At 39.0% G+C, this 13,256-nt stretch carries 16 protein-coding genes; 6 read left to right on the forward strand and 10 right to left on the reverse strand.

Going from position 1 to position 13,256, the window contains the following annotated elements:
* From ADI58_RS10670 to ADI58_RS03950, 6 genes are all read left to right on the forward strand, one after another.
* Nucleotides 1-891 (forward strand): sensor histidine kinase (locus ADI58_RS10670; RefSeq protein WP_049521548.1); only part of this gene is annotated, 891 nt, incomplete at its 5' end.
* The gene (locus ADI58_RS10675) at nt 884-1,654 is read left to right on the forward strand and encodes a response regulator transcription factor (RefSeq protein WP_080982457.1); all 771 of its coding nucleotides are present in this window, start codon (nt 884-886) and stop codon (nt 1,652-1,654) included. The genes ADI58_RS10670 and ADI58_RS10675, both read left to right, overlap by 8 nt.
* Nucleotides 1,655-1,869: 215 nt before the next feature.
* Nucleotides 1,870-2,910, forward strand: a complete 1,041-nt coding sequence (locus tag ADI58_RS03935) for an ABC transporter substrate-binding protein (protein WP_049521549.1) — start codon at nt 1,870-1,872, stop codon at nt 2,908-2,910.
* A gap of 162 nt (nt 2,911-3,072) precedes the next feature.
* Complete coding sequence (locus ADI58_RS03940; protein WP_049521550.1) at nt 3,073-4,119, forward strand: ABC transporter substrate-binding protein; 1,047 nt, start codon at nt 3,073-3,075, stop codon at nt 4,117-4,119.
* A 12-nt stretch (nt 4,120-4,131) separates the two neighbouring features.
* Nucleotides 4,132-5,223: an ABC transporter ATP-binding protein gene (locus tag ADI58_RS03945; RefSeq protein ID WP_049521551.1), complete on the forward strand. Its 1,092-nt coding sequence runs from the start codon at nt 4,132-4,134 to the stop codon at nt 5,221-5,223.
* On the forward strand, nt 5,213-6,871 hold the full coding sequence (locus ADI58_RS03950; protein WP_049521552.1) for an ABC transporter permease: 1,659 nt from the start codon (nt 5,213-5,215) through the stop codon (nt 6,869-6,871). Before ADI58_RS03945 ends, ADI58_RS03950 begins: the two co-directional genes overlap by 11 nt.
* 102 nt (nt 6,872-6,973) lie before the next feature.
* Here ADI58_RS03950 and ADI58_RS03955 read toward each other — a convergent pair whose 3' ends face one another.
* From ADI58_RS03955 to ADI58_RS04000, 10 genes are all read right to left on the reverse strand, one after another.
* Complete coding sequence (locus tag ADI58_RS03955; protein WP_000241548.1) at nt 6,974-7,666, reverse strand: histidine phosphatase family protein; 693 nt, start codon at nt 7,664-7,666, stop codon at nt 6,974-6,976.
* A 244-nt stretch (nt 7,667-7,910) separates the two neighbouring features.
* Complete coding sequence (locus ADI58_RS03960) at nt 7,911-9,248, reverse strand: PFL family protein (RefSeq protein WP_049521553.1); 1,338 nt, start codon at nt 9,246-9,248, stop codon at nt 7,911-7,913.
* A gap of 9 nt (nt 9,249-9,257) precedes the next feature.
* On the reverse strand, nt 9,258-9,524 hold the full coding sequence (locus ADI58_RS03965) for an ACT domain-containing protein (protein ID WP_000644126.1): 267 nt from the start codon (nt 9,522-9,524) through the stop codon (nt 9,258-9,260).
* 264 nt (nt 9,525-9,788) lie between these two features.
* Nucleotides 9,789-10,175, reverse strand: coding sequence for a 50S ribosomal protein L17 (gene rplQ, locus ADI58_RS03970; protein WP_000331493.1), 387 nt, complete (start codon nt 10,173-10,175; stop codon nt 9,789-9,791).
* Nucleotides 10,176-10,186: 11 nt separating this feature from the next.
* Nucleotides 10,187-11,122, reverse strand: a complete 936-nt coding sequence (locus tag ADI58_RS03975) for a DNA-directed RNA polymerase subunit alpha (protein ID WP_000568988.1) — start codon at nt 11,120-11,122, stop codon at nt 10,187-10,189.
* A gap of 42 nt (nt 11,123-11,164) precedes the next feature.
* Nucleotides 11,165-11,548 carry a 30S ribosomal protein S11 gene (gene rpsK, locus ADI58_RS03980; RefSeq protein WP_001118385.1) on the reverse strand — a complete coding sequence of 128 codons (384 nt, stop codon included), beginning with the start codon at nt 11,546-11,548 and terminating at the stop codon, nt 11,165-11,167.
* A 17-nt stretch (nt 11,549-11,565) separates the two neighbouring features.
* Nucleotides 11,566-11,931 carry a 30S ribosomal protein S13 gene (gene rpsM / locus ADI58_RS03985; protein ID WP_000090781.1) on the reverse strand — a complete coding sequence of 122 codons (366 nt, stop codon included), beginning with the start codon at nt 11,929-11,931 and terminating at the stop codon, nt 11,566-11,568.
* A gap of 17 nt (nt 11,932-11,948) precedes the next feature.
* Nucleotides 11,949-12,065: a 50S ribosomal protein L36 gene (gene rpmJ, locus ADI58_RS03990; RefSeq protein WP_001808836.1), complete on the reverse strand. Its 117-nt coding sequence runs from the start codon at nt 12,063-12,065 to the stop codon at nt 11,949-11,951.
* Between the two features lie 24 nt (nt 12,066-12,089).
* On the reverse strand, nt 12,090-12,308 hold the full coding sequence (gene infA / locus ADI58_RS03995; RefSeq protein WP_001029883.1) for a translation initiation factor IF-1: 219 nt from the start codon (nt 12,306-12,308) through the stop codon (nt 12,090-12,092).
* Between the two features lie 116 nt (nt 12,309-12,424).
* On the reverse strand, nt 12,425-13,063 hold the full coding sequence (locus ADI58_RS04000; RefSeq protein WP_001050436.1) for an adenylate kinase: 639 nt from the start codon (nt 13,061-13,063) through the stop codon (nt 12,425-12,427).
* Nucleotides 13,064-13,256: the final 193 nt, after the last annotated feature.

The raw sequence follows: 13,256 nt of genomic DNA on the forward strand, positions 1-13,256 counted from the left end.
TTTTTTCCCATTCCTAGCTTACTCGGTCTAGCCTCCATTCTCACCTTATGTATATTCTTCCTCTACTTCTGGCAAGCAAGGCGAATTGCTCATAAGATTGCCACACACAACGCTGTTCCTATTGAAAGCTTAGTTTACCAACTTCAAGAAATTCCCAAACAAGCAGAAAAAAGGCTTTCTCTACAAACAGGTGATGAGTTTGAATTTATGGCCGAAAAAATCAACAATATGTTGTACGAATTAGATCAACTTCATCAAAAAATGTTGACCATCGAAAAAGAAAAGTGGATTTTTGAAAGAAAAATGCTGGAAGCTCAGTTCAATCCTCATTTTCTCTACAATACACTTGAGACGATTAAAATCACTTCTTTAATGGATGCTGCTCTCACACAAGACCTGATTCAAAATCTCACGCGCATTCTTCGCTACAGTATCACCGATTTAGAAAAAGAAACAACCATTTGTCAGGATTTAAAGATTATAGAGGATTACCTTATTATTCATAAGATTCGTTTTGAGCACTTTTCCTATGATATTGTCTGTCCAGAAACTGTCGATAATCAGCCTATACCTAAGCTTTTCTTGCTTCCTCTAGTAGAAAATGCTATAAAATATGGGATGCAATACCGTATTGATCTTCATATTGATATCCAAATTACCTTGGAAGAAGATTCTCTGACTTTTTTGGTCAAGGATAATGCCGGAGGGCTCACAAAACAAGAGCGACTCGCTATTTTAGACTCTTTAGAAAGCCCTCATACCCAACATGGCATCGTTAACAGCTACAAACGATTGAGCAATTTCTTTTCTGATGTCCAGCTAGATTTAGGAGTCAATCGCCATGGAGAAACTTGGGTCAAATTTATAACGAAAGGACTAACTCATGTTTAAGCTCATTATCGTAGAAGATGAACACCTCATTCGAAAATGGCTAGAGATTGCCGTAGACTACTCTGCCCTAGGTATCCAAGTCGTAGGAACTGCCAGTCACGGTCAAGAGGGAATGAAACTCATCCAAGAAAAAGAACCTCATATTGTCTTAACAGACATCACCATGCCAATTATGGATGCTTTTATGATGTTTGAAGCCACTCGTACTCTCTCCTATGAAAAAGTTATCTTATCAGGTTATAACGATTTTCAAAATGCCAAAAAAGCCATGCAATATGGCGCGGTAGATTTCTTATCCAAACCAATTGATACCAAGGAATTGACAGAATGTCTTCAAAAAATTGTTTTGCGATTACGAGTTAGCACTTATCAAGAAACTCCTTTTTTAGAAGAATATCAAACTTTACTCACCTCTATCCAACAAGTGGATACACAAAACCAAATCATTCAGCAAATTCTTGAATTTGTGCACCAACACTACTGCATGCACTTTACCATTTCTAGCATTGCAGAGAATCTAGGATATAGTGAAAGTTATCTATATAAGGTTATCAAAGAAGACTTCCCAATGACACTAAATGAATATATCTTACGCTACCGCCTCAAGCAAGCTATAGATAAAATGGCTGAGTCCCCTAATTCTCCCTTAAGCGATATCTCTGAACAAGTTGGATTTTCAGACTATAAATATTTTGCCAAAGTTTTTAAAAAGTATCTCCATATTTCTCCAAAAGAATTAAAACTTATGGATAAAAACCATTGATGTAAAAGGATTGCTCAACTCTATTGTAGCAATCTTTTTATTTTATACTTCCCATCGAAATCCCAGCTACAGTTTACCCATCCTTGCTCGAGACACCCATTTTCTATTTCCCGTTTTAGATTTCTTTAAGGTTTTTATTATATCCTGTAGAACTCTACAATTTAAAGACATTAACAATCTAGGTAGAGAAAATGTTCGTAAAAAAGGAGATACTTATGAAAAAAATACTATTCTTTCTCTCTTGTGGCTGGATATTCCTTTCTTTATCAGGATGTTCTTCACCTATAGAAGCGGAAACTAGCACTGAAAAAGATTCAGATAGCACTTTGGTTGTCTACTCGCCTAACCCTGAAGACCTTATCGAAGAAACAATCCCAGCCTTCGAAGAAAAATATGGTATTAAGGTTGATTTAGTACAAGCCAGCACTGGTGAATTGTTCAAAAAAGCTGAGGCCGAAAAAGAATCCCCTGTAGCTGATGTCATTTTCGGAGGCTCCTACGCCCTCTTCTCTTCTAACGAAAAACTTTTTGAACCTTATATTTCTCAAGAGAACGACCAGATAATTCCTGAATATCAAAATAAAACAGGATTCTACACTCCCTATACACTGGATGTCAGTGTCATCATTGCCAATTCAGCTCTTACAAAAGATATAAAAATTGAAGGCTACAATGATCTACTCAATCCTAAATTAAAAGGAAAAATTGCTACTGCTGATCCAAGTAACGCATCTAGCGCCTTTGCTCAATTAACAAACATGCTTGTCGATCAAGGTGGATACGAAAATGAACAAGCTTGGACCTATGTGAAAAATCTCTTTACCCTAGTAGATGGAAAGATTGCATCTAGCTCTTCAAATGTTTACAAAGCTGTCGCCGATGGAGAAATGGCTGTAGGACTCACCTATGAAGATCCTGCCTTAAAACTCTTAAATGATGGGGTTGATGTAAAAGTTATTTATCCAAAAGAAGGAACCGTTTTTTTACCTGGTAACGCAGCTATCATCAAAAACGCCAAACATATGGAAAATGCTAAGAAGTTTATCGATTTCCTCCTTTCTCAAGAAATCCAAGATAAGCTAGGAACTGAAACTACAATCAGACCCATTCGTAAAAATGCTAAAACCAATAAAAATATGAAGGCTATGACAGAAATCAATGTTGCCACTGAAGATTCAGATTATGTCATCAAGAACAAATCTGCTATTCTTAAAAAGTACAATGATATTTTCACAGATATCCAATCTAAAAAATAAAATTTGACTTTCCAAAGATTAACTGTCGTACCCTAGTATAAAATCAAAAAGATTACTTCCGTTTTTGTAGAGAATTTTACTCTAATAGAATAGAATTATCGGTTTTAAAAACGCTTACATTATTTTAAAATAAACTTAAATAACATAACGGAGGTATCCATCATGAAAAAGAAATGGATGTATTATGCTGCTTGCGGACTAGCCCTTTTTGGTCTTGCTGCTTGTTCTTCTAATGAATCTGCTGATGACAGTTCATCTGATAAAGGAGACGGCGATTCGCTAGTCGTTTATTCACCAAACTCAGAGGGCTTAATTGGAGCAACTATTCCTGCCTTTGAAGAAAAATATGGTATCAAAGTAGAACTGATTCAAGCCGGTACTGGAGAACTTTTCAAAAAACTAGAGTCAGAAAAAGAAGCTCCTGTAGCTGATGTCATCTTTGGTGGTTCTTATACACAATATGCTACCCACGGAGAACTCTTTGAAAACTATACTTCAAAAGAAAATGATAATGTTATCAAAGAATATCAAAACACAACTGGCTACTCTACTCCTTATACACTAGATGGTAGTGTTTTAATCGTCAATCCTGATTTAACGAAAGGCATGAACATCGAACGATATAGCGACCTTCTCAAACCTGAACTAAAAGGAAAAATCGCAACTGCTGACCCAGCAAACTCTTCTAGCGCCTTTGCTCAATTAACAAATATGCTACAAGCTCAAGGTGGTTACAAAGACGATAAAGCCTGGTCTTATGTAAAAGATCTCTTCACACTTATTGATGGTAAAATCGGTTCAAGCTCATCTGGTGTCTATAAAGCAGTCGCTGACGGAGAAATGGCTGTTGGTCTCTCTTATGAAGATCCAGCAGTTAAACTCTTAAATGACGGAGCTAACATCAAGGTAGTCTATCCAAAAGAAGGAACAGTCTTCCTACCTGCTAGTGCCGCTATCGTTAAAAAAGCGAAAAATATGGAAAATGCCAAGAAATTTATCGATTTCATTATCTCTCAAGAAGTACAAGATACACTTGGTACAACCACTACTAACCGTCCTGTTCGTAAAAATGCTAAAACAAGCGAAAACATGAAACCAATTGACAAAATCAAAACACTCACTGAAGATTATGATTATGTCATTAAGAATAAATCAGATATCGTTAAGAAATACAACGAAGTCTTTACAGATATCCAATCTAAACAGTAAAAGAGGTTCACTATGAGTGAGATCAAAATTATTAACGCAAAAAAAATCTATCACGATGTCCCTGTTATTGAGAATTTGAACATTACAATTCCAAAAGGAAGTCTCTTTACCCTTCTTGGGCCTTCAGGGTGTGGGAAAACGACCCTTCTTCGTATGATTGCAGGTTTCAACAGTATCGAAGGCGGAGAATTTTACTTCGATGATACAAAAATCAATAATATGGAACCCAGCAAACGCAATATCGGGATGGTTTTTCAAAACTACGCTATTTTCCCACATTTGACTGTTCGAGATAATGTCGCTTTTGGTCTCAAGCAAAAGAAAGTCCCTAAAGAAGAATTGGTACAACAGACCAACAAGTATCTTGAACTCATGCAAATTGCTCAATATGCGGATCGAAAGCCCGATAAACTCAGTGGTGGACAACAACAACGTGTCGCCTTGGCACGTGCCTTAGCGGTTAATCCAAGTGTTCTCCTCATGGACGAGCCACTTAGTAATCTAGATGCCAAACTTCGCTTGGATATGCGTCAAGCTATTCGAGAAATCCAACACGAAGTGGGAATTACAACTGTTTATGTGACCCACGACCAAGAAGAAGCTATGGCTATTTCAGACCAAATTGCTGTTATGAAAGACGGAGTCATCCAACAAATCGGTCGGCCAAAAGAACTCTATCATAAACCAGCTAATGAGTTTGTAGCAACCTTTATCGGACGCACAAATATTATCCCTGCCACTCTTGAAAAACGGAGCGACGGCGCTTATATCGTCTTTTCAGATGGCTATGCCCTTCGAATGCCAGCTCTTGATCAGGCTGAAGCACAAGCTATTCATGTAAGTATTCGTCCTGAAGAATTCATTAAAGATGAATCTGGAGATATTGAAGGAACTATTAGCGATAGCGTCTATCTTGGACTGAATACTGAATACTTCATCGAGACAGGCTTTGCCTCAAAAATTCAAGTTAGCGAAGAATCAACTTTTGAAGAAGATCTACAAAAAGGCGATCGTATTCGTCTACGAATCAATACTCAAAAATTAAACGTCTTTTCTGCAGATGGTTCACAAAACCTGATAAAAGGAGTCAACCATGGAACGTAAAAAACTAAATATTTGGACAGCCTCCTCTTTCTTCATCTTTCTTACCTATCTTGTCTTTCTCGTTTATCCTATCGTTACTGTGCTCAAGCAAGCACTCATACATGAAGGACAATTCTCACTAGCTAATTTTGTCACTTTCTTTAGTAAAGCCTACTACTCTGAGACACTTGTCAACAGTTTCAAGGTTTCCATTACCGCTACTGTCACTTCCTTAGTTGTAGGAACCCTATTAGCTTATCTCTTCTCTATGTATGACTTCCAGGGAAAGAAATTTCTACAAATATTGATTATCATTGCTTCTATGTCAGCTCCGTTCGTGGGAGCCTACTCCTGGATTCTCTTGCTGGGACGAAATGGGGTCATTACTAAATTCCTGACAAATACCCTTCATCTTCCAGCTATTGATATTTATGGATTCAAAGGAATTGTACTTGTCTTTACACTGCAACTATTCCCACTGGTATTTCTATACGTTGCTGGGACAATGAAAAGTATTGACAATTCTCTACTTGAAGCTGCTGAAAGCATGGGTTCCTTCGGATTTAAGCGTATCATAACGGTTGTTTTGCCTCTCCTAGTTCCAACCTTACTAGCAGCTGCCCTACTTGTATTTATGAGAGCATTCTCAGACTTTGGAACGCCTATGTTGATTGGTGAAGGATATCGGACTTTCCCGGTCTTGATTTATACCCAATTCATTAGCGAAGTTGGAGGAAATTCTGCTTTTGCATCTGCTTTAGCAATTATGGCGATTATCATTGCCTTAGCAATTTTCCTTATCCAAAAATACATTTCAAATCGCTACAGTTTCAGTATGAATTCGCTCCATCCAATTGAGCCTAAAAAAACTACAAAAGGAAAAATGGCTGCCATTTATGCGACAGTCTACGGAATTATCTTGTTCTCTGTTCTACCTCAAGTCTACTTGATTTATACTTCTTTCCTAAAAACATCAGGTATGGTATTTGTCAAAGGTTATTCTCTAAACAGTTACAAGGTAGCTTTCAATCGTATGGGATCTGCTATTTTCAATACCATTCGTATCCCTTTGATTGCCTTAGTCCTAGTTGTCCTATTCGCAACATTTATCTCCTACCTAGCCGTTAGAAAACGGAATTTGTTTACAAACTTAATTGACAGCCTCAGTATGGTCCCTTATATTGTGCCAGGAACCGTTCTAGGGATTGCCTTCATTTCTTCCTTCAATACTGGTCTATTTGGAAGTGGATTTCTTATGATTACAGGAACAGCTTTCATCTTAATTATGTCCCTATCTGTCAGAAGATTACCGTATACTATTCGCTCATCTGTTGCTAGTTTGCAACAAATAGCACCAAGTATTGAAGAAGCTGCTGAAAGCTTAGGAAGTAGCCGTCTCAATACCTTTGCCAAGATTACAACTCCAATGATGCTATCTGGTATTATTTCTGGAGCTATCCTATCTTGGGTTACAATGATTTCAGAACTTTCTACTTCTATCCTCCTCTACAATGTCAAAACAAGAACAATGACTGTAGCCATTTATACAGAGGTTCTCAGAGGAAATTACGGTGTAGCCGCAGCCTTGTCAACTATCCTGACTGTTCTAACAGTAGGTTCCTTGCTCTTGTTTATGAAAATCTCTAAAAGCAATAGCATTACACTTTAGTTTTCCCCATCAAAAACAGCCGAAAGGATTACCCTCGGCTGTTTTTTCTTATCTTGATATTCCTATCAAATCCCTAGTTCATAGCAAGCAAGTCTAGACTAATTAAATAGAGGCTTCCTCCATCTTCTCCCGTCCTAGTTCTCGGTAACTACGGTCACCAACAACTTCAACGCTAAACTGCCCGTCCTCGTATTCAAGAATTGTCACGCTACCATTATCGAGACCATGCGGATGCATGCCATTAATCAGATAAACAATGGTTCCAATGGTCATTCCGTGGCTGACAACGAGGGCATTGCCCCCACCTTGTTCTTCCATTTCTTTGGCAATCGCTTCAAAGCCCTCCTTGATTCGGCCACTGAGTTTTTCCCAGCCTTCAGCCCAACCAGCTGTATCAACCTCCACCAAGCCCTCAGCCAGTTCAGCATAAGACAATTGGTGAACATGGTCCACATTAAAAATACGAGGAATAATTCCCATGAAAAGATCACCATCGTAGGCTCCGTCAAAGCTACCAAAACACCATTCTCTGATACGCTTGTCCATGCGATAAGGGATTTTCCCCTGCAAGCCAAGTTCGTCAAGAATGATTCCCATGGTCTGAATGGTACGACCAGAATCACTGGAATAGGCGCGCTCAAACTGTAGACCAGATTCTCGCAAACCAATTCCTAATTCTTGAATTCCTCGCTCACCTTCAGCTGTTAAAGGGGTATCGCTCCAACCTTGCGCGCGACCAATCGTGTTAAACATGGTCTTACCATGACGTACCAAATACAATCGTACTTTTACCATTTTCCGTCCTCCGTTTGCTTCTATTATATCATGGATGATAAAACAAAAGCCACCCATACAGGCGACTTTTGCAGGAGATTATTATGAAAAAGTTTAGGAGTTCTATTAAATAAAGATATTAGATGAAAATCAAATTCAAACTAAATCAGTGTTATCTGTTTCAAATAATATTAGGAGGTCTTTATTTAATGATTATAGTATACACATCCAACCTTAAATAGAACTTAAAACTTCTCTTATTTTTTTAATTTTTAAAACTATGAATTGGTGCTGGGATTTGTCCTCCACGAGAGATGAAATCAACAGACGAAGCCCCATTGACTTTCATAACTGGAGCTGTACCAAGAAGACCACCAAATTCAATCATATCTCCTTCTTTTCCTTTTGGAATGATACGAACAGCTGTTGTTTTCATGTTAATGACACCAATTGCAGCTTCATCTGCAATCATGGCCGCAATGGTTTCAGCAGGTGTATCCTCCGGAATGGCAATCATATCCAAACCAACGGAACAGATAGCCGTCATAGCTTCTAGTTTTTCCAAATTAAGAGAGCCATTTTGCACTGCAGCAATCATTCCTTCATCCTCGGAAACAGGGATAAAGGCACCAGACAAACCACCGACTTGATTGCAGGCCATCACTCCGCCCTTCTTAACTTGGTCGTTCAAGAGAGCCAAGGCAGCCGTCGTTCCATGCGTACCAACTGTCTCTAGTCCCATTTCTTCTAGGACACGTGCTACAGAATCTCCAACCGCAGGAGTTGGCGCTAAACTCAAGTCCACAATACCAAACTCCACACCTAGTCTTTCACTAGCCATCTGACCAACCAATTGACCGATACGAGTAATCTTGAAGGCAGTCTTCTTGACCGTTTCGGCTACTACGTCAAAGCTCTGTCCACGAACTTTTTCCAAGGCACGCTTGACCACACCAGGACCGGAAACTCCGACATTGATGATAACATCTGCCTCCCCAACACCGTGGAAGGCACCCGCCATAAACGGATTGTCCTCAACAGCATTAGCAAACACAACCAATTTAGCTGCCCCCATATCAGACAGATTTGCCGTTTCCTTGATAATTCGTCCCATATCTGCCACAGCCGTCATATTAATACCAGACTTGGTTGAGCCGATATTGACTGACGAGCAGACCTTGTCCGTTTCAGCCAAAGCACGAGGAATAGAATTGATAAGAATCTCATCTCCCTTTTGATAACCTTTTTGTACCAAGGCAGAAAAACCACCAATAAAATCCACACCGATTTCTTTCGCAGCCTTATCAAGTGCTTTTGCCAGAACCACATAGTCCGTCGCATCTGTCGCGGCCCCTATCAGAGAAATAGGAGTCACCGATACACGCTTATTAACGATAGGAATTCCCAACTCAGCTGCAATTTCATCGCCAACAGCCACTAAATTAGCCGCCTTGGTCGTAATCTTTTGATAAATTTTCTCCGCAGCACGATTGATATCTGGATCAATACAGTCTAATAGGGAAATCCCCATGGTAATAGTTCTGATATCGAAGTTTTGCTCCTCAATCATGGAGATGGTTTCAGTAACTTGTCTAATATCCATGATAACCTCCTAGATATTATACATAGCTTCGAAAATCGCTGCACTCTGAATATTGATTTTTACATTCAAAGTTTGCCCAAAAGTTTCAAACTCATTTCGCAGATAAGTAAAATCCTGCTTTTCATCACTAGATACAACAGCCATCATCGTAAAATATTCATCCAAAACAGTTTGAGAGATATCATCAATATTCAAACCCAATTCTGCAATTTTACCAGAAACACCTGCAACAATTCCAGATTTATCTTTACCAACAACAGTTATAATCGCTTTCATAAGCAAACTCCAATTCTTCTTAAAATAAGAAACCTGAACATTAAACAGGATTCTTTTCAAATAGTATAGCATAATTCTAACGAAAATACTCAAAAACGCCTGCTTACGAAGTTGTTCTTAAGCAAAAAACAATTTCGTAAACAAGCGTCTACTATCCCAACTTATGATGAGTGTTCCCGCTAGGACCGAAATCCTAGCGGTAGACCAGAGCTAGACTAAGAGTACAAGACTCCATCATCATAACACTCAACAAAATTGATGATTTTATACTAATTCGATGATCGCCATTGGCGCTGCATCACCACGACGTGGTTCAGTTTTAAGGATACGAGTGTATCCACCGTTACGTTCAGCATAACGAGGTGCGATTTCTGAGAACAATTTTTGAAGTGCTGTAGTAGAAGTGTACTTATCAGTTGCTTCATCATAGTTTTCAGATGCGATTTCATTACGTACGAAAGCAGCTGCTTGACGACGTGCATGCAAATCACCACGTTTACCTAGAGTAATCATTTTTTCAACAGTTTTACGGATTTCTTTAGCACGAGCTTCAGTTGTCACGATTGATTCGTTGATCAAAAGGTCAGTTGTCAAATCGCGAAGCATTGCTTTACGTTGTGAGCTAGTGCGTCCTAGTTTACGGTAAGCCATGTATTCCTCCTTTATTTATCTTTTAATCCAAGACCCAAATCAATGAGTTTGAGTTTCACTTCTTCCAAACTCTTGCGTCCAAGATTTCGTACTTTCATCATCTCTGCTTCAGATTTTTCTGTCAAATCATGCACAGTATTGATACCGGCACGTTTCAAACAGTTGTATGAACGCACAGACAAGTCCAGTTCCTCAATCGTACGATCCAAAATACGGTCGTCAGATTCAGTATCAGCTTCTTTCATCACTTCAGTTGACTTAGCAATCTCAGTAAGATTTGTAAACAAATCAAGATGTTCTGTCAAAATACGTGCTGAAAGCCCTAAAGCATCTTCTGGAATAATTGTTCCATTTGTCAAGATTTCAAGGGTTAATTTGTCAAATCCATCATTGCTACCTACACGAGCAGGTTCCACTTGATAGTTGACTTTTGTAACTGGTGTATAAATAGAATCTACAGCAAGTGTTCCAACTGGTGCATTATCCTTTTTATTTTCATCAGCAGGTACATATCCACGACCACTGTTAACAGTCATAGTCGCTTTTAGAGAAGAACCTTCACCGATTGTAAAGAGATAATGATCTGGATTTACAATTTCAATATCGCTATCTGTCAAAATGTCACCAGCTGTTACTTCAGCAGGACCTTCAACATCCAGTTCGATGATTTTTTCGTCTTCAACGTACGATTTCACTGCAATTCCTTTAATGTTCAGAATGATTTGCATCACGTCTTCACGAACACCTGGAACTGTGTCAAACTCATGTAACACACCATCAATGTTGATAGATGTCACAGCTGCTCCTGGTAGAGAAGCTAGAAGTACACGACGAAGAGAGTTACCAAGAGTTGTACCGTAGCCACGTTCAAGTGGTTCGATTACAAACTTGCCATAATCTTTATTTTCATCAATTTTTGTTATATTTGGTTTTTCAAACTCGATCATTTAGTTACTCCCTCTTAAACGAAAAGCAGTGTAATGCGATGATTATACACGGCGACGTTTTGGAGGACGAGCACCATTGTGTGGCACTGGAGTCACATCACGAATTGCTGTTACTTCAAGACCAGCGGCAGCAAGCGCACGAATAGCTGACTCACGACCAGAACCTGGACCTTTTACAGTAACTTCAACTGATTTAAGACCGTGTTCTTGTGCAGATTTAGCAGCAGCTTCAGAAGCCATTTGAGCAGCGAATGGTGTAGATTTACGAGAACCTTTGAAACCAAGAGCACCAGCTGATGACCAAGCAATTGCATTACCATGCACATCAGTAATCATAACAATAGTGTTATTAAATGTAGCGTGAATATGAGCAATACCAGATTCGATATTCTTTTTCACACGACGTTTACGTGTTGGTTTAGCCAAGACTTTTACCTCCTATATTATTTTTTCTTACCAGCAATCGCAACAGCTTTACCTTTACGAGTGCGAGCGTTGTTTTTAGTGTTTTGTCCACGGACAGGAAGTCCACGACGGTGACGGATACCACGGTATGAACCGATTTCCATCAAACGTTTGATGTTCAAGTTTACTTCACGACGAAGGTCACCTTCAACTTTGATTGCATCCACTTCACGACGGATAGCATCTTCTTGATCTGATGTAAGATCACGTACACGAACATCTTCTGAGATTCCAGCAGCAGCCAAAATTTTCTTAGATGTTGCAAGTCCGATACCATAAACATAAGTCAATGAGATTACTACGCGTTTGTCATTTGGAATGTCAACTCCAGCAATACGAGCCATGTTTTCTCCTTTCTATCTTATCCTTGACGTTGTTTGTGTTTTGGATTTGCTGGGCAAATTACCATAACACGACCATTACGACGAATAACTTTACAGTATTCGCAAATTGGTTTGACCGATGGTCTTACTTTCATTTCTTATCCCTCCAAGTTTTTCGATTATTTAAAGCGGTAAGTGATACGTCCACGTGTCAAGTCATATGGACTCATTTCGACAGTAACACGATCTCCCGCTAAAATACGAATATAGTTTTTACGAATTTTACCAGAAACTGTTGCTAAAATCTGATGTCCATTTTCAAGTTCAACCGTAAACATTGCATTCGGCATTGTATCAACTACTTTGCCTTCAACTTCAATCACATCGTCTTTTGCCACGCAAAAGCACCTCCATAAATTTCGATTCGATGCCTCTAGACACAGAGACAACAATTATAAGTCAGACTATCTCAGTATAACATTTGTAGCGGATTTTTGCAAGTGTGAAAAACGCTTTATTTCAAATTTGTCAATACTTTTTCGATATCTGAGAAGACATCATTGATATCTTGATTACCTTCGATGTCATGAACCAAACCTTTGGCACGGTAGTGAGCAATGATTGGTTCTCCTTGAGCAATATTCACATCCAAACGACGTTTCACTGTCTCAGGCTTATCATCTTCACGTTGGTAGTAATCTTCTTCCTTATAGTCAACTGGTGGGTTAAAGACCTTGTGGAAAGTTTCTCCAGTTACGCGGTGGATAATACGACCACTCAAACGTTCCAAGAGGCTATCTGGATTCACTTCAATGTTGATGACACCTTCTAGTTCAATGCCAAGTTCAGCCAATGTTTTGTCCAAGGCATGAGCTTGTTCGATTGTACGTGGGTAACCATCCAATAAGAATCCTGTTTCTTTAATATCATCTTGTGAAAGACGTTCTTTTACGATCCCATTTGTAACTTCATCAGGAACTAATTCACCCTTGTCAATGTATGACTTAGCAAGAACACCCATTTCAGTTTGATTTGCCATAGCAGCACGGAACATATCACCTGTTGAGATATGTGCAACATGGAATTGTTCTACGATTTTTGCTGCTTGAGTTCCCTTACCTGCACCAGGTAAGCCCATAATCAAAAGATTCATGATTTGATCTCCTTATTTTATTTTTAAATAGAAGCAAAAAATCTTTTCACCCCTATTTAAAAACAAAATAGAAGAGGGGAGACCAAACTCTCACAAATGTCAGAGTTTAAACCTCCACTCTCTCAGCATTTACTGATTCATACTCAATGAAAATCAAAGAGCAAACTAGGAAGCTAGCCGCAGGCTGTACTTG

Origin of the sequence: Streptococcus mitis, from assembly GCF_001074635.1 — a bacterium.
GTDB classification, from domain to species: domain Bacteria; phylum Bacillota; class Bacilli; order Lactobacillales; family Streptococcaceae; genus Streptococcus; species Streptococcus mitis_E.